Raw genomic sequence first — 17,509 nt, 5'->3', positions numbered from 1 at the left:
TCGTGTCAGGGCATGTCGAATCAAACTGTCAAAACGGATCGGCAACCGAACGCTGCGAATCCTGTTCCATGATCGCGATGATTATGGTTTTTGAACCTTGCTGGAGGCTGGCGTTGCGCCGGCGAAGCGCTGATCGATGATGTCGTAGACGGCATTGTCATCCGCCTCTCGCGTTTCCAGCTCGCGGGCATCCTTCATGTGCTCTTCAGCCTGTCGCCCTTGGTGCGCTCCTGCTGGACCTTCATCTGAATGAGCGTCTGGATGCTTTCCAGCTGCTGATCCCGGATCATCAGGCGGCCATAGCGCTCGGCGTAATGGATCGAGAATGCCATGTGAACGGGATCAACGGAGCCGATGGCGACCATGACCCGCTCCATCGATTCGGTGACTTCCGACCGCTGTCGGGTGGTATCGGCCAGCTCGCTTTCCGCCATCCGTTCCAGATGGCGCTGCACCGCGACGAGGCGCTTCAGTTTTTCGGACCGGTTTTTCTCAGCCATCGCTACCTACCCGCCGGTCGCCTTGTTCCGGCTGCACTCGAATCGGTGTTCGCCCTTGTGTCATTACGGCTAATGCCCGTTGAAGACAGTCAGGAACGCATTGGAAAACTGACTGACCAACGCCGCAATACTGACATAGAGCATGAACAGCCCTCCCATCAGCAGATAGGGCGTGGAAATGAAATAGATCGGGATCTGCGGCGCCAGCTTGTTGATGAAACCGATCGAAATCTGAAACATCAGGCCGTAAAGCAGGAAAGGGCTTGCCAGCCGCAGCATGATGAAGAAGGTCGTCGCAAGCGTGTCGGTGATGGAAATCAGTGCCGCGCGCGGCTCGATATGTCCGCCGAAAGGAATGACCGAATAGGAATCGACCAACGCCTGCAAAACATAATGGTGAAAGTCGAGAATGAAGAGGATCATCAGCCCGCAAAAACTAATGAGGCTGGTGAGCGATGTCTCATTCGATTCCTCGACGAGGTCGGCACCGCCGGGCGCATTGAAGCCGATCAGCATTGATATGACCGTGCCGGTAAACTGCAGGCCCAGCGTGTAGATGCGAGCCATCATCCCATACATCAATCCGATGACGGTTTCGGTGAAGATGAGGCCGATATAGTTCGCATCGCCCTTCGACACCTCAGGATAGATCGTGTTCCAGAGCAACGGCAGGATCGCCATCGTCAGGGCCGCGGAAAGCAACAGCCTGATCTGCGGGGGGACGCGGCCAGAGGAAAATCCCGGGAGGACCATCATGCAGCCGCCGATGCGGCAGAAGGCGACGAACAGCGCCAGAATGGTCCCCTGGGGATCTGATATCATGAAATCGAACCTAGAATCTTGATCTCGATCCCCTTGGCCAATTCCACATGCGACAGGACCGGAAGCGTCGCGAACAGGCGTTCGATGATCATGCGCACATAGGAGCGCGTTTCCGGCGACGTGACAAGAACGAAGGGCATGCCCCGGTCCATGTATTCACGGATAACTTTGCCCGCCTGCTCGCTGAACTCTTCCAGGCTGCGCGGATCGATATCGAACTCGACGACTTCACCCTTCTGGTCGCGCTTCAACGCCTGATGGAAGATGAGGTCCCATTTGCTGCCAAGGCGCAGGACGCGCAGCACGCCGTTATCGGCCAGATCGCCGCAGAGCTGCTGCGCCATGCGGACACGCACATGCTCAACAATCTGCTCGGTCTTGCGCACATGCGGCGCCAGTTCCGCAACGGCTTCGAGGATGAGATGCAGGTTGCGGATCGAGACACGCTCGGCAAGCAGCAGCTTCAACACGGCCTGCAAGCCGGAATAGGACATATGCGACGAGCAGATTTCGTCGGCGAGCTTCTTGTATTCCGGATCGAGACGGTCGATCAGGACCTTCACGTCCTTATAGGACAGCAGCGCCGGCAGGTTGTTGCGGATGACTTCGCTCATATGGGTGAGCACGACGGAGACATTGTCGATTGGCTGGAAGCCCTCGCGCTTCAGATCCTCGGCAAAGGCTTCGAGGACAGAGAAGGCCGGCATGCCGAAAGCGGGCTCGCGGATCTCGTCGCCCGGGACGGTCGGCTTGCGACCGGAACCGGTGACGACGAGCACTTCGCCGACGCGCAGCATGTTGGAGGCGATCGTCGTGCCATGGATGCGGATCTGGTACGACTTGTCGGCAATCGCCATGTCGTCGATCACCTTGATCTCCGGCACGACGAAGCCGTATTGCGTCGCGAACTTCTTGCGCATCTTGCCGACGCGGAAAGCCAGTTCCTGATGGGCGCCGAGCAGACGGGTGGAGACGATCTTGCCGAGCGCCAGTTCGATCTCTGCGGTCTTCAGCACCGATTTGACCGAATCCTTTTCCATTTCCTTCGTCTGCATCACCTTCTGCTCTTCGGCGTCGCGGCGAAGCTTGTTCTCAGCTTCGATCTGGCGCGGAATGAACCAGGCGCCGGCGGCCATCAGACCGCCGAGGAAAACGAAGGGAAGGAAGGGCATGCCGGGCATGATGGCCAGGATGCCCATGAGGACCGCAGAGACGGCGAGCGCGCGCGGATAGCCGCTCAGCTGATTGACGACGGCCTGGTCGGTCGAGCCAGAGGTACCACCGCGCGAAACGAGGAGGCCGGCAGCGAGCGAGACGATGAGGGCCGGCATCTGCGACACCAGACCGTCGCCGACGGAAAGCTTCACGAAAACGTCCGCAGCCTGGCCGATCTGCATGCCATGACGGAAATAGCCGATGATGATGCCGCCGAAGACGTTGATGCAGGTAATCAGAAGACCGGCAACCGCGTCACCACGTACGAACTTGGACGCACCGTCCATCGCACCGAAGAAGGAGCTTTCCTCTTCCAGTTCGCGGCGGCGACGCTGCGCTTCCTTCTCGTCGATGAGACCGGCCGAAAGGTCGGCGTCGATCGCCATCTGCTTGCCGGGGATGGCATCCAGGGTAAAGCGGGCGCCGACTTCGGCGATACGCGTCGCCCCCTTGGTGATAACGATGAAGTTGATGGTGATGAGGATGAGGAAGACGATCAGGCCGATGACGAAATCGCCCGACATGACAAGGCTGGAAAAACCGGCAATGACGCCGCCGGCGGCATCATGCCCTTCATAACCGTGCGAAAGGATGACGCGGGTCGTGGCGATGTTCAGCGCCAGGCGCGTCATCGTGGCGATCAGCAAGATCGTCGGAAAGGACGAGAATTCCAGCGGCTTCTTTATCCAGAGCGCCACCATGAGGATCAGCACGGAAAAGGCGATCGAGAAAGCCAATCCAAGGTCGATCAGAAACGGCGGAATCGGTAGGAACAGCACGCACAGGATGACCATGATACCGAGGGCAAACCCGATATCGCGGACGCTAGGATTGGCTTTGGGGAGTGCTATTGCGGGTGGTTGTGCCATCGACCGGTTCCGTCTCTTCATGAGAGGAGGCAAGCGGCTGAACCGCCTGCCCTATTGGAACCGACCTCTAAAGGCCGAAGCTTGCGCGAGCATGGCCGATGCCATCGATGCGCGCGATCCGGAGGCCGAAATGGCCTTCAGATTTATCCTAGAAACCCGATTGAATGCGGGAGAAGACGAGATTGGTGAAGATTGAAATCTGCGCACCGACGAATGGCGCCGAGATGCCGATCGTGACCATGACGGCGACGATCTTCGGAACGAAGGTCAAGGTCGCCTCCTGCACCTGGGTGAGCGCCTGAATCAGCGCGATGACCAGACCGACGACCATGGCGGCGATGACAGCCGGACCGGAAGCCACAAGCACTGTCCAGATTGCCGCCTGGAAAATATCCAATGCATCGGCTTCATTCATAATCTGTCCGCTCCCGGTTCAGCGGCACGTCATGTGCCGCTGGTCTGATCCGTATTCGACGACGAATCACTGTTGCTACTATCGCTCGACGTGGGCGAGGTATCAATGGTCGTGCCCGCCGGAGCGATCGTCACGCCGGCCTGGATCAGAATCTTGTCGCCGGCATTAGTTTCGGCAATGATACCGTCCGTATAGACGCTTACCTGCTTGATCGTGCCGGTGGTCTTGCCGTCGGCGCTCATGATCTGCTTGCCGATGTAATCCGAGGCCTGCGAGATCCACTGGTTCTGCAGCACGGTTTCCAGATGCGAGTTCGTCTGGATCTGCTGCTCCACCTGGGAGAAGCTCGCCAGCTGGGAAATCTGCTGGCTGGCATCCATCGGACTGGTCGGATCCTGGTTCTTCATCTGCGCGATGAGGAGCTGCAGGAAATCGTTGTAGTTCAAAGTAGCCTTTGAGGATGCGGCGGCAGCATTGCTGGCAGTGTTCGGAGAGTTGGTGCTGCTGGCGACGCTATCTACCGCTGCCATGGAGCGATCTCCCGGCGGATGTGCTCGATCGTTGCCGCCGGCATTTCCTGGCTGTTCAGAATCTGATCCTCTATCGCGTACAGGCTGCGGATCGCCTTCAGCGCGTCAAAGGCGCGGCCGGTGGAGACAAGCCCGTCGATGCGCTTGAGTTCGGCCAGCACTTCCTCATTGTGGAAGCACGACAGCAGCATGACGATCGATTTGCGGAACATCGCCGTCGACTGCTCCTTGCCCTCAGGATTGATAAGGATCATCTGCGCGATGAAATAGAGCTGGCGCAGAGGCGTTGTCGCCTCCTCGGGCTGAAGCACGTGGTTTTCGAGCAGGAATGTCACATCATTCAGGAACTCCAGAGCAACCTTGCGATCGACACGCAGGACGGCCCCGTTGATAAAGATCTTTTCCCCGGCTTTGAGCGATATGCGAAGCGTACTTTTCATTTAAGTCCATCCCTGATGATGGTGGTGACATCTATGATGCCTTGATAATTTTCCGACTGGCGCAGCCGAATTCGATCGCATTCCTTCAAAATCCAGATGGCAATCGAGATAAGGTTGGCACGCAGTTCGACATTGAGCTGGTTCTCCGGGCTTTTAAGGTCGTCGACGAAGCTCACCCATACGCGACGCGTATAGAAGAGAGCCTCGATCGCTTCACGACCGTATTTTTCCGCATCGCGGGCCGCGGAGAGAAGAGCTATCGACCGGTCCAGAACTTGCCGTTCTCGTTCCTTGGCGTCGGCCACAGCGTCCTGCATGACTTCCGCATATGAGAACTGATACATTCATGCATCCTTCCTGGTCATTACATCCCTTTGATCATCAAAGGTAATTTACAAGGCTTAACTGCTGGATCTTGGAAACAATAGTGTAAGCCGTTTGGAGTTGCGTCTGGAGACTGTTGACCTTGGTCGACGCCTCGTAGGGGTCGACCCCGGTCAGGTCGCCAATGCTCGTGGTGAGAATGGTCTTCTGAGCGTTGAGCGTCGTATTCGCATCCGAAAGGCGCGACTGCGACAGGCCGAGCTGGCTTGCCTGGCTGTTCAGCCCGTCAACCGACTGACGCGTATAGCTGATGGCCTGCTTCGTGACCGCGTTCACGGCGCTCTGATTGAGACCGGGAGGCGTGCCCATGAGCGCGTTGGTCACGCTGGTCGCCAGCGCCAGATACCGAATGCCGGACGAATTCGCATTCGTCGAGCTTTCGATGACTTCCGAATTGCTGATACGACTGGTCATATTCTGATCGGACGCACTCGACCAGCTCGACCAGCTGGGGTCGGACGTGAACATCGGCTCGACCTTGGTCTTGATGAAATCCGTTATCTGGTCTGCGGATATGGTCGCTGCGGTTACCGCCGGCGACTGGGCGGCCATGTAGGTCGTCAGTGCCGATTGAATAGCCGCGTTCGTTGTAGCGGATTGATCCGTCATCGGCTGAACGTCGGTGTTGGTTCCGGCAAAGAGATATTCGCCGTTCACCATCGTATTGGCGGAAGCGATGACGTTCGACAGGGTCGATGACGCCGCCTGCTGCGCCAGGGCGACGCTGCTGCCGTCGGTGTTGCCGCTCAGCGCCACCAGTTGATCCATCAGCTTCTGCGCCTGCGTGCCCATGCCGGTCAGGGCGGTCTGCGAGGTTGTCATCCGCTGGTTGGCAATGGAATTGCTGCTGAGGATCGAGTCGATACGGGACACTTCCCGCGTCAGGTTCACATTGAGCGACGTGCTGCCGCCGAGCGAAACACCGATATCGGCGTAAACGCCAGTGGTCGCCTCCGTAGAGGCGCTCGTCATCTCATTTTGCGCCTGGCGGACGGTCTGCCGCATGGCATTCTGAATGGCTGTGCTCGAAATGAAAGAGAGTTTCATGGCTTAGCTCGCAAGGTCCAGTACAGCTTGAAGCATCTGGTTGACGGTGTTCAGTATCTTTGTTCCAGCCTTGTAGGACTGCTCAATATCCATCATCAGTGTCAGCTCTTCATCGAGACTGACACCGGTCGCATTCGAATAGGCGCCCGAAGAGCGCGAAAGAGCGGCGGACGTATTTTCCGCCGCGGTCGTCGCCGTGCTGCGCTGGCCTTCCAACCAGCCAATGGAGCTGGCTGAATAATCCATCAGGCTGGCATTGGTGCTGGAGCCTGCGGTAGGATCGAACGCCATCTTCGCATTCATTGCCGTAATGAAGGCATCAAGCTGTGTGGAATAGCCGCTGCCGCCGCTGGTATTCTTCGTATAACCGGTCTCAGTCGCGCTATTATTGATACCACCATCCCGCAGCAACGTGGGGTCGCCACCTTGGGATGTGATTAATTTCGAATTAACGGTGATCGAGCCGGCCAAGCCAGTGACCGCGGTCCCGCTGGCAGGAATAGTGCCGCCACTCCAGGTAAAAAGACCCGGCAATGTAGGCTTGGAAGGATTGCTGTTCGTTTCCGCAAAGACCGTAACCAACCCTCTGGCGATCTCATCGAGCTGCTTCTGGTAGGTCGGCGCAACGTCGTCACGGATCTGAAGCGCCGCCTGCAGAGTGCCCTGCGCCGTCGTATTCGCACTCTGGCCCGGGGTCAGAGCAACGCCGTCGATATAGACGCTGTTGCCGGGGACCGGAGTGGCCGCCGTATACGTATCCGTCGACTTGAACGTCACCGTGCGCGGAATGGTCTCGAACAGAGTCGTTCCGCTGCTGGTATAGAGCGCCATGTCGTTGTTGCCGCGCGTCACCGTCGTCACGCCAACGATCTTCGAGATCTGGTTCAGGATCGAATCGCGCTGATCCATCGCGTCGGCAAGCGCGCTCGACGTGGGATTGGCAGCCGCCGTGGCCGATTTTACCGCCTCGTTGGCCGTCTGGAACTGCTTGAGAAGGCTATTCAGCGTATCGACGTCGGACTTGATCTGCTTGTCGGCGTCGGCGCGGGCGCCCTGTACCGCCGTCGTGGCATTGTTGAGAGATGTGGCCAGGCTCTGGGCTGCATTGATCGCGGATTGGGCCGCCGTGGCATTGGACGGCGATCCGGCGTAATTTTGCATCGCATCCTGAAATGCAGACAGATAGGTCGCCGGCGCAATTTCGTTGTCGTTGCCGCCAATCGTTGCCGACTGAAGATTGCTGTAGGCGTTCAGGAGCAGTTGCTGCGCCGAATCCGACGACGCCGAGCTGAGATAGGCCTTCTGCAGTGCAGGTTCACTGCTGCGCGAGATCTGCACCACCTGTGCGCCGGCCATGTCGGTGGTCAACATTGCCTGGCGCCGCGAATAATTCGTATTGTTGGCGTTGGCGATGTTGTTCGACACCACGCTGCTCTGCGTGCCGGTATTATTGAATATTGCCTGCGCGTTGTTGAGAGCTGTTGTAAGCGACATGACTGACTCGATACCCTATTCGTTTAGCGCGGCAGATCGGCCGAGGACGCTGGAAATGTCGGAATAGCCTGTCGGAGCGAGGCCGGCGAAATAGACCAGATTGTCGTTGGCAACGGACGGACGGCTCCCCCAGAGAATCCGCGCACATTGATACGGCGGTCAGAAGCGGCGCTGAGGCGGGCTGCCTCTGCACTCACTTCCGCAAACGCGGTCTCTCTGCTGCCGAAATTCCTCATCTGGAATCCTCGTTATCCTTCATACGACTGAGAGTAGGTGGCGGGCCTTGCGTGAAGCTGTCTGAGAAAACGAAAAAACGATCATCGCGAAAAGCGTCGTCGCAAGTCTCGTGCGAGAGATATCACCGCTCGTTATTACGCCGTGGATGGTAAGGGAAGGCGCACTTATTCTTGCTGTGATTGTCCCGCGCACTGCAAAAGAATAAGCCCGGAAATCAAGGGATTTCCGGGCTTATCAGCAGGCTTTAACATCTGGAATGCACGACTGGCAGTATCAGCTCCAGTCGATGCAGTAACCAAGGAAGCGTTTGGAATCGACCGGATCGAAACCGAGCTTCTTGCGCAGCTTCTTGCGCAGCTTGGAAATATGGCTTTCGACGACGTTCTCTTCGACTTCCTCGTCGAAGATGCCGTAAATGGCGTTGAAGATCTGGGTCTTCGTCACGCGGCGACCGCGATTGGCGATCAAATATTCGAGGATGCGGCGCTCGCGGCGCGGCAGGGCAAATACGGAACCGTTTATTTCCGGATCGCGGCCATCGGCGAAGACGCGGATGGGGCCGATATCGGTGTAGTTGTTGATCGCCTTCAACCGGCGGCGGATCGCCGCCGCCCTGGCCAGGATTTCACGAGGATGGACCGGCTTGCGCACGACATCGTCCACGCCGCAATCAAAGAGTGCAAGCGTGGCTTCCAGCGAAGGCTGGTCGCTGACCGCGATGACAGGTGCCGCCGTCCGGTCGCGAATCGCCCTCGGAAGCTCGAGCACTTGCTGCCCCTGTCCGATCAGGAAGGCTTCGACCGCAGCAATGTCGCCCTCTGCCGCGGTCGAGACCCATTCGCTAAACTCACGCGGATCAAATCCCGTCGAAGGGATGCCCTCGCGCCCAAAGAGTGATGTGTATCCGTCTTTAACGAGCTCTCGCTCATCAACCACTACGATCATTCGTCCGCCTCCGAATCAGTGTGGTGTTTCGATGACCTATGGGTACGAATCGGGCGAATCACGAACAACTGTCGGAAATGAGTGACGGAAATTAATAATTGATTAACCATAAGGGTGCGATTTGCACTATATGTAGTATGCGCCTGGAGTTTTACACCGATAAAAAACCTGTTAGCAAGCGTATGATTAACACTTCCATTTTAGGCAAAACCACGGCAGTCAACCGCTTCGATTGGGTTAGTGCCGACTAACCGGATACCGTACTCAACCTATGGGTGCTTAATCCCGACAAAAGGTCGCCGCGTTTGGCGTCCATTTTCCATAACCGGTGGCGACCAGATTGGCGATCACGCGGCAGACATAGACCTTCTGGGCGGGGTCATTGTTCGGGCCGGCATGGTATCTTGCTACCGCCATAGTCCAGGTCTCATGCCTGTCATGCAGATTGCGGAGAAACTTTGCGGCATATTCAACATTGCTGCGCGGATCGAACATGGCGTCGACGGAAGTAAAGTTTTCGCCATGAAAATACTGATTGATCTGCATGCAGCCGACATCGATGAGCTTTGCCCCACTCTGCCGTGCAGCGGCAAATACCTGCAGAGCGGCCCCTTCCGACGGCGGGAAGATCGGCCGTCCCTCGACATTGAGCGCATAGGGATAAAGCGACCCCTTGCGACCCGTTTCCGTCAGACCGACGGAATAAAGGATCCCTTCCGGTATTCCGTATTTTGCGGCAGCGGACTGGATTTCGCGTTCGCAAAGACCTGCGGCACCGTTGTCCGGCGGCGTCGGATTGCCTGATGCCCGGACCTCAGAGGTAAACCGCACCAGAGTGAGAACGCTGCAAGCCACCACCAGCGCCGTCCTCAACGCTGCGCTCAACCGAACTGCGATTGCCATCGTTTCCATTTGCCTGCTGCCCTGAATAATTCTGGCCCCTGGAGCGCGCGTCGCCCCCCTGCCCCTGGTTCAACAGGGACTGCTGCTGCGGCTGGTTCGATCCGGAATTACGGCCGCCATCCGACTGCTGGTCGGCATTGGACGCCAGGGTGACGGTGATGTTATCGACCTGATAGCCTTGCGCGCGTAGCGCATCGACCATGCGGCTCTGATCGGCATGAAGCTGCCTGTAGGCTTCGCCGGTCTGCACCTTCAGATCGACGCTCAGCTGGTCTCCGGAAAGCCGCATGGTTGCCGTAACGTCGCCGAGATTGTCCGGACGCAGCTGGATCTTCAGCGTGTTGACAACCTTGCCGGTGCTCGTCAGGTTTGCGGCATTGGAAAGCGCCGAGCCCGGCTGCATCGCAGCCGACCATTCGCGGTCGCCCGTCAGGCTTCCGGCGACCAACGCCGAGTTGGTGGCAAGCCCGAGATAACGACGCGAATCCAGTACGGTCACTGCCACGGCATCGCCGCCCGCAGCAGCGCCGACTTTGACATCGGCAACGTCATCACCGCTCTTGCTGATCGACAGGTCGAGCGCGCCGCCGCGGCCATCCGCCCGCGTCAGGCGGAACGTCTGTGCGCCATCCGTTCCCTTGCCGTCATCCGGCAACGTCACAGCCGTGTCTGCGGCATCATTCGCAAATGCCGCCTTGCCTGATGACAATGTCTGGACCTTGGCATCGTCTGCCGTCTTGCCTGCCTGAACCGCGCTGCCCTGCGCCGTGCTAACCTGCGTCGCAACGACGGGCTGCGCAACGTTCAGCAGCGACAGGGCATCGGAAATCGTATTGGCCGGCAGGCTGCCTTGCGTCGACGCAGACTTACCATCATCCGCCGCCTGGACATCCTTTCCATCCTTCGCGCCAGACGTCCTGCCGTCGCCCTTGACCGGTGCGGTCTGACTGTTCGCAGTCGCGACATCGGCCAATTGCTGCGCGATCTCGGCAAGCTGGTCGAGTGCGGCAGACTGCGCCGGCACTTTGGTGGTATCGGTCGTGGGCATGGCCGGGTCTGTGGCTGCCGTAGGTTGATCGGCTCCGGTGGATGTTGCGCCGGCCTCACCGGCCGCTGCAGCTGCATTCTGCAGCGCTATCAGCGATTTCGAGAGCGACGCGGCGCCGGCAGGCTGCGAAGCTTTCGCGCCCTTGGCCAGGCCGGCGAGATTCGAAAGGTTGACTCCGGAGGTATCGATCATCCCAACTCCGGCCTTGGTGCTGTCGTCGAAGGAGAGAGCTGCCGCGGAGGAATTTCCCACGACCGTCTGTGCCGCACTTGCATCCTTATCGGCAGTCGTGTCCGCATTGGCGGAGGTATCGGCACCGGCATCGGAGCTTGAAGATTTGCCGCCATTGCCGAGCGAGCTCGTCAGCGCATCAATAAAACCCTTGCCGTCATCCTGCTTCGCCGAGCGGCCGCCTTTGGCAACCGCACGAATATCCGCCCCCGATGGGGCGCCGGACACACCAATGTCGTTCATATCAATGACTTTCCTGCTTCAACAGGCCGTCGATGGCATCCAGCTTCGAGCGGCTCGTCGTGACGAATGCGTTGAACGAAGAGTCGGCCTCCTGCCGCCCTCCCTCCGGGGCGGGAGCCGCGTTTGCCGAGGCTCCCTGCTCAACACCCGCCGTGCCGGGAGATTGGCTTCCCGCTTGATTCGTCACAGCAGCATCGTGTTCAGTCTTCTGTTGGTTGGGCAGGTTAGGAAAACTGCCTTGCCCGAGGCTTGCAGCATCGGGTGTTCGCAATATCTCCGCCGCGACGGCCTTTGCGGCGTCGCGCAATGCGCGGTCGCGCGCATTCAGCTCGCCCGCCGGCATCTGGTTCACATCGTCGATCGCCGCCTTCAGTTCGGGCGTGGATATGCCCGCCACGCCGCCATAGAAATTAGCCAGCGCACCAAAGGCATCGCCGCCGTCATTGGAGATCGCCTGGGCACGATTGGCCGCCAGCGCGGCAAGATCGGCCTTGCCGGCGATCGCGGCCCGGCGCGCCATGCGCAGATAGATCTCCCGCTGTCTCGGCGGGTCCATGAAGGACAGGATGTCGACGATGTCCTGCTGCTTCACGCCGGAATCGTGGTCCACCACCAGCTGCACGAAAAGATCGGCAAACTGGCTGGCGTAAGGCGAATGCAGAAAGCGCCGCGTATAACGCCGCGCATAATCTAATCCTTGCGGCACCATGCCCGCGTCGGCGCACAAAGCCAGCGAGCGGCGCAATGCCGATTCCTCCACGATCGTGCCGGGTGCCATCAATCGCGCCCAGTCGTAGAGAGGCAAGGCTGCCTTGGCATTCTTGCCCGACATGACATTGCCCGCAACTAGCGAGAGGTAGGGGCCGATCGGCTTGCCGCGATACTCCTTGGAGATGTCGACAAGCGTGTTGACGACAAGCAGACCCTTGCCGTTCAGATATTTCCTGAGCACATCCGCAACACGATTGTCGAAATTGCCGTTGACGTCGCGTGACATCAGATATTCGAGCGTTTCGGGGTTGCCGCCGCTCATGGCGTAGATGAGAGCCGCATCGACGTTACGACTGTCCTCGAAGACGGATTTGTCCGCGCTGCGCAGCCGCTCATCTATGGTTCCGAGCAGAAAGCGCTGCATCTCTGCGGCAGAACTGTCGCCCGCGACAACGGAATCCTGTACGAATTCGAGCGAGCGCAGCATCTTGTAGAGCGGCAGACCGTCCTGTCCCTCAGCACTCGCAACCCCAGACATCAGCATGCCGAGGGTGAGCGTGAGCGCAAGGCGATGACGATGCTGTTTGCGCGCCATGAACTATCCCTGCTTGCCTTGACCGGACTTGCCCTTGCCCGAAGCCGGCTTGACGGGAGCTTGCGTTCCCGAGGCTGCGGGGTCCGTCGCCGCCTGAGTAGAGGGACTCGCAATCAGGATCTCGATACGGCGGTTCGCATCGTTGAATGGATCGTCGGGCAACTTCAAACGCCGGTCCGCGAAGCCGGACACCTGCACAACCCGCTTCTCATCCAGCCCGCCGCTGGTCAGCATGTAATAGGCGCTCTGGGCGCGATCGAGCGACAGACGCCAATTGTCGTTGCGGCCGCCGACCAGATAGGGGCGCCCATCGGTGTGGCCGCGGATCAGGATCGATCCCTTACGCTCCGCGAGAAGCTGGCCGATCTTCTCCATCGCCAGCACCATCTCGCGCCGGGGAACCGCGGAACCGATATTGAACATCGGATCGTTGGTCTGGTCGGAAATCGTGACCAACACCCCGCCTTCAGCAGCAGTCACCTGCAACCCTTCGGCCAGTTGGCCGGCAACACCCTTGATCTCAGCCTGAATTGCCTGCTGCAGATCCTTGGCTTCCTGCTGCTGCGCTTTCGTCGACTGAGCATCCCTGTTTGCAGGCAAAGCGGCATTGTCTTCAGGGGTGGATGCGCCGCTTTGCGTGCCGGCCTTGGCAACCTGCTGAGCCTGCGTCTGTTTTTCCTGCGCCTTGCCGGCCGCCTGCTGCTCGCTCACCGTCGGCTGTTGTTCGGGCGTTTGCGGCTGATCGGCCGGCTGGCCGTTGTCCGCAGCCGTTGCCTTCGACAAGGCGACGACTTCACCCTTGGGCGATTGATCCGACTTGGCGGACTGTTCCTCGTTCGCCTTCTTCGAAGCGCTGGAAACCTGCACCTGCTTGGTCCAGAAATCCGGATCGAACGGATCTCGATAGGCCTGGCCGCCATCCGCACCTGTCGCCGGACCCGATTGGGCGGCACCGCCCTCGCCCTTGGCGCTGACATTCGCCTGCTGACCGACTTCCTGTGCGATCTCGGCTAGGACCGAATAGGGATTCTCGAAGAAATCCGCCTCGGAGTAATTCGTCTGGTCACCCGATGTCGATGTGAGGTCCTCACCGGTCTTGGCTGATTTGCCGTCATTCGGCTTTTCCTGCGGCTTGTCGGACTTCTGCTGGTTCTTTTCGCCCTGGGCCTGATCGACGGGCTTCTTGAGGCCCTTTTCCGTGGGCTTCTCGTCGGCAAGCTTGATGGGATTGAAATAGGAGGCGACCGAGGCCTTCGTTTCTTCGTTGGCGGCGTTCACCAGCCACATGACGAGGAAGAAGGCCATCATCGCGGTCATGAAGTCGGCATAGGCGATCTTCCAGGCCCCACCATGGCCGCCTTCGTGATCGCCGCCGCGGCGCTTGACGATGATAATCTCGTGCTTGCCGTGATTTTGATCGCCGTCGCTCATTTCAGGATCTCTTTCAGACTAGCGGCCCAGGCGGACATACGGGTCACGAGAACGCTCTCGCCGATGGTGACGGTGAGATCGACATCATTGGCCTCGATATGCCGCAGCAGTGCGCCGTCGTCGCCGAGGCGGCTACGGAGAACCTCGAAGAGATGGCGCGGCCCAGTGACCGAGATCGGCCCGACGCTGCCGTCGAGGATCGAAGCTTTGACCAGTTCGGCAAGATCGCCGACCGCCCTGGTCGTCAGCGTCTCTGTCATGATCGGCGCAAGGATGCCGGCGGCTTCTGTGCTGATCGCCTGCCCGAGCATTATGGCGACGCGGTTCATGTCTGCCGCGATCTTTTCCGCCGCCTGCTCTTCGTAATGTAGCCGCAGCGCATCCATTTCCGCGCGGAACGACTGGGCCATGGCATCGAGTTCGGCCTGATGCTTCTGCGTCAGTTCCTGCGTCGCCGCCTCATGCCCCTCCGCATAGGCAGCGCGACGCTCGGCCTCGACATCGACGGGCGGCTCGCCTGGAATTTCAGCAAACTCGATCGGCTCCGGAAAGGCCATATCCTCGACATGCGACGGAGGAACCTGTTCGGCGCTGAAATCCTTGAGATATCGAGATAGTGCCAAGCTCACGCGCGCATCTCCCCATTCGCGCCGCAGAGGCGCTGCAAGTCGATGCCGGCAGCCGGCCGATCCATTTCCATTCTCAAAACGTCGATCATCACGCTTCCGGTTTCCGTCATCAGGCAGCAGCGTCCGGGACCAATGTCACCGACACCTTACGCAACCAAGCCATTGCAAAGGACCGTAGGCAGTCAAACTTGTGCGAGGATGAATGCAATGCTGCATAGCCGATCCGAGTTCCGCCCGACGGTCATTTCGATTGAAGGATGATCAGAATCTTGCTCGCCATGCTGTTGGCGATCGACAATGTCTGAACACCCATCTGCTGCGCTGTCTGCAGGGCACTCTGCCGCACCGACGCCTCTTCCATGTTGGTGTCGACCAGGTCGCCGACGCTGCTCTTGATGGCGTCGCCAAGCTTGGAAATATAATCCGACTGGTCGGTGATGTTGGACGACATCAGACCCAAGGTCGAATCGGCAGACGTTGCCGATTTCAGGAGCGAATTGGTGACGTTGATCATGTCGGTCAATTCGTCGTCCGTCGTGCTGCTGGAGATCGAGATCTCCGTTCCACCTGATGGCGTCGAACCGCCGCTGGCGGCAAGGAGATAGTAGTTGCGAGCCGTCCCGCCGCTGGTTCCCGGAACGCCGAGTGTGCTTGCGTCGACATTCTTCGTCAACAAACCTCGCGCCGGTTGCGCGGTATCGATCATCAGGGTTTGGGAGCTGTCATAATCGATCGTCGTAAAATTGATCTGTCCGCCTGTGCCCCGCGTGAAGTTGCTGATCACCGATTGCTGCGTATTGGCTTGCTGCTCGGTGTTGTAGAGCCAGTTCTCACCGGAGAAGGATGCTGATTGGGCAACGGATTGCAGCTGGCTCTTGAGCTGCTGAATATCGGCGTTGATCGCATTCTTGTTTGTGCCCGATTCCTTGGCCGAAACCAGTTTGGACTGGATCTGGGTCAGCAGGCTGACGACCGTATCCATGGCGGTGGATGCGGTATCGACCTTCGAGGCGCCGAGACCAAGCGCGTCCGTGATCGTGGAAAGGCTGCTTCGGTCCGAGCGCATGGTGGTCGCCATCGACCAATAGGTGGGATCGTCGCTCGCCGTTTGAATGCGGTAACCGGACGAGACCTGCTGCTGCACGACATCGAGATCTTTGTTGATACCGCGCAGCACGGTCAGCGCCGCCGACGTGGAAGGATTCGTCGTCACATTGCTCATCTGAAAATCCGTAATTCCATTGGAACTGGCAAGCCGGACCGATCCGGCAGCAACGATTGGCCTCATGCCCACCAGCGGGAAACATCCCAGCACGGCCCGTCGCTGAAGCGCGGCCCGGCAACCGCTTGGTAGGAGAACGAACGCCGGACCTGCGCATAAACTGCAAATCAATTAGCGGCAACGTTAACAAAAGCTTATACGCGGCGACAAGAGGGAAATGCCACCGCGCGATCGCAACGCAAGCTCCGGTCAAGGCTCACTTGAAGAGAGCGAGAACGTTTTGTGCGCTCGAATTGGCAATCTGCAACGATTGGATTGCCAGTTGTTGCTGGGTCTGCAACGCGGAGAGCTTGCTCGACTCCTCTTCCATGTTCGCATCGACGAGCTTGCCGACACCGGAATCAATGGTGTCGTGCAGGGTGGAAACGAAGCTCGTCTGCAGGTCGATGCGCGTCGAAAGCGAACCGAGTTGCGAGGCCGTGCTCGTCATAGCATCGAGAGCGCCCTGAATGAGATTCATGGCCTTGCCGATGTCCCCGCCCGTCATGTTGGTGATATCGAGACTGAAGACGGAATAGGATGTACCGCTGATATTCTGCTGAGTGCCCAGAATACCGGAACTGGTATCGATCGTACCGCCGCTTGCGCCGAACAGCACGTTGCCTTGCGAACCGGTGTCGAAGGCGTAACTGGTGCTGTTGACGGAAACCGTGCCGTTATTATTGCGCACGAAGGAGGAAACGACGGAAGCCGAGGCGCCATTCGCCGCATACATCCAGTTTTGCCCGGAGAAGGATGCGGACTGTGCAATGCTTTCCAGCTGCTGCTGGAGCTGAGTAACCTCCTCCTGGATATCAGCCTTCGAAACACTGCTTTCGGTTGCCGCGACCAGTTTGTCCTTGATCTGTTGAACAACTGTGATGGCGTTGTCCATTGCGGCATATGCCGTATCGACCTTGGCCGCACCCAGGCCCAATGCATCGGACACGGCGGAAAGCGCACCATTGTCGGAACGCATGGTTGTCGCGATTGACCAATAAGCGGCATTGTCGGCTGCCTTCGCAACCTTGTAGCCCGAGGAAACGCGGCTCTGCGTATCCTGCAGATTCGTGTTGATGCCGCGCAGAGTCTGGAGAGCGGACATCGCCGCGTCGTTGGTGAGGATGCTGGTCATCGAAAAGTGCCCCTTATGGCTGACTTTGGAAGGGACATTCCGGTCTGCGGCCGGGAACGGCAATCAGCCTCATGCTTGTTAACCGGCTCTTAGGAGAGGTTAACCAACCGTTGCGTTAGCTGCAACTGACAGCAATAGAGTTAATAAAAGGTTAATGCCGCCCGCAAAAGTTAACGGAAGTAGCTATTCCGCCGATGACCATCCGGCAGTGCTTGCTTTGCCATTCCTTGAACAGGAAAGGAGCTGATCCGCCCGGCAGGCGCCGACAGCCATTTCCATCCGTATGGCCGTCTGAAGGAGCATAGGAAGCCACACGTCAGCCTCGCGCCATCTTCGGCGTCGTAGATAGGCCAGCTCGGTGCCGGGCAAAGAGGCCGGCATTTTATCGGTAGCGCTCCGATGACGGTGGCGATACCGGCGGCCG

General features: G+C 58.8%; 16 protein-coding genes and 1 pseudogene. All 17 read right to left on the bottom strand.

The window, feature by feature from the left end:
• Positions 1-81 precede the first annotated feature (81 nt).
• The 17 genes and pseudogenes from ACK83U_RS01555 to ACK83U_RS01475 all read right to left on the bottom strand — a co-directional run bounded on the left by ACK83U_RS01555 (position 82) and on the right by ACK83U_RS01475 (position 17,085).
• Positions 82-500, bottom strand: a pseudogene (locus tag ACK83U_RS01555) (hypothetical protein).
• 69 nt (positions 501-569) lie between these two features.
• Entirely contained in the window at positions 570-1,322 is a 753-nt protein-coding gene (gene fliR, locus ACK83U_RS01550; RefSeq protein ID WP_112610970.1) for a flagellar biosynthetic protein FliR, read from the bottom strand.
• Positions 1,319-3,406: a flagellar biosynthesis protein FlhA gene (flhA, locus tag ACK83U_RS01545; RefSeq protein WP_112336513.1), complete on the bottom strand. Its 2,088-nt coding sequence runs from the start codon at positions 3,404-3,406 to the stop codon at positions 1,319-1,321. The genes fliR and flhA overlap by 4 nt, the downstream gene beginning before the upstream one ends.
• Before the next feature lie 148 nt (positions 3,407-3,554).
• On the bottom strand, positions 3,555-3,821 hold the full coding sequence (gene fliQ, locus ACK83U_RS01540) for a flagellar biosynthesis protein FliQ (RefSeq protein ID WP_015338826.1): 267 nt from the start codon (positions 3,819-3,821) through the stop codon (positions 3,555-3,557).
• Positions 3,822-3,850: 29 nt separating this feature from the next.
• Positions 3,851-4,351, bottom strand: coding sequence for a flagellar hook assembly protein FlgD (gene flgD, locus ACK83U_RS01535; protein ID WP_112336514.1), 501 nt, complete (start codon positions 4,349-4,351; stop codon positions 3,851-3,853).
• Entirely contained in the window at positions 4,339-4,791 is a 453-nt protein-coding gene (gene flbT / locus ACK83U_RS01530) for a flagellar biosynthesis repressor FlbT (RefSeq protein WP_112336515.1), read from the bottom strand. Before flbT ends, flgD begins: the two co-directional genes overlap by 13 nt.
• Positions 4,788-5,135: a flagellar biosynthesis regulator FlaF gene (gene flaF, locus ACK83U_RS01525; RefSeq protein WP_106996633.1), complete on the bottom strand. Its 348-nt coding sequence runs from the start codon at positions 5,133-5,135 to the stop codon at positions 4,788-4,790. The genes flbT and flaF overlap by 4 nt, the downstream gene beginning before the upstream one ends.
• Positions 5,136-5,172: 37 nt before the next feature.
• Positions 5,173-6,222 (bottom strand): flagellar hook-associated family protein, encoded by a 1,050-nt coding sequence (locus tag ACK83U_RS01520; protein ID WP_112336516.1) that lies wholly within the window; start codon positions 6,220-6,222, stop codon positions 5,173-5,175.
• 3 nt (positions 6,223-6,225) lie between these two features.
• A complete protein-coding gene (flgK, locus tag ACK83U_RS01515) occupies positions 6,226-7,716 on the bottom strand; it encodes a flagellar hook-associated protein FlgK (protein ID WP_112336517.1) in 1,491 nt (496 codons plus the stop codon).
• Between the two features lie 510 nt (positions 7,717-8,226).
• Positions 8,227-8,898, bottom strand: a complete 672-nt coding sequence (rem, locus tag ACK83U_RS01510) for a transcriptional activator Rem (protein WP_015338820.1) — start codon at positions 8,896-8,898, stop codon at positions 8,227-8,229.
• Between the two features lie 279 nt (positions 8,899-9,177).
• Positions 9,178-9,801 carry a transglycosylase SLT domain-containing protein gene (locus ACK83U_RS01505; RefSeq protein ID WP_112610968.1) on the bottom strand — a complete coding sequence of 208 codons (624 nt, stop codon included), beginning with the start codon at positions 9,799-9,801 and terminating at the stop codon, positions 9,178-9,180.
• Entirely contained in the window at positions 9,713-11,323 is a 1,611-nt protein-coding gene (locus ACK83U_RS01500) for a flagellar hook-length control protein FliK (protein ID WP_112610966.1), read from the bottom strand. The genes ACK83U_RS01505 and ACK83U_RS01500 overlap by 89 nt, the downstream gene beginning before the upstream one ends.
• A gap of 1 nt (position 11,324) precedes the next feature.
• A complete protein-coding gene (motC, locus tag ACK83U_RS01495) occupies positions 11,325-12,629 on the bottom strand; it encodes a chemotaxis protein MotC (protein ID WP_112610964.1) in 1,305 nt (434 codons plus the stop codon).
• Positions 12,630-12,632: 3 nt separating this feature from the next.
• Positions 12,633-14,060 carry a MotB family protein gene (locus ACK83U_RS01490; protein WP_112610962.1) on the bottom strand — a complete coding sequence of 476 codons (1,428 nt, stop codon included), beginning with the start codon at positions 14,058-14,060 and terminating at the stop codon, positions 12,633-12,635.
• Positions 14,057-14,689, bottom strand: coding sequence for a hypothetical protein (locus tag ACK83U_RS01485; protein WP_112610960.1), 633 nt, complete (start codon positions 14,687-14,689; stop codon positions 14,057-14,059). The genes ACK83U_RS01490 and ACK83U_RS01485 overlap by 4 nt, the downstream gene beginning before the upstream one ends.
• A gap of 241 nt (positions 14,690-14,930) precedes the next feature.
• Positions 14,931-15,911 carry a flagellin gene (locus ACK83U_RS01480; protein WP_112610982.1) on the bottom strand — a complete coding sequence of 327 codons (981 nt, stop codon included), beginning with the start codon at positions 15,909-15,911 and terminating at the stop codon, positions 14,931-14,933.
• A gap of 256 nt (positions 15,912-16,167) precedes the next feature.
• Positions 16,168-17,085 carry a flagellin gene (locus ACK83U_RS01475; protein WP_112336522.1) on the bottom strand — a complete coding sequence of 306 codons (918 nt, stop codon included), beginning with the start codon at positions 17,083-17,085 and terminating at the stop codon, positions 16,168-16,170.
• Positions 17,086-17,509 lie beyond the last annotated feature (424 nt).

Origin of the sequence: Rhizobium sp. WW22 (assembly GCF_047041135.1) — a bacterium.
GTDB lineage: Bacteria > Pseudomonadota > Alphaproteobacteria > Rhizobiales > Rhizobiaceae > Rhizobium.
The sequence above is the reverse complement of the archived record's forward strand: the minus strand, read 5'-3'. Positions and strand labels throughout refer to the sequence as shown.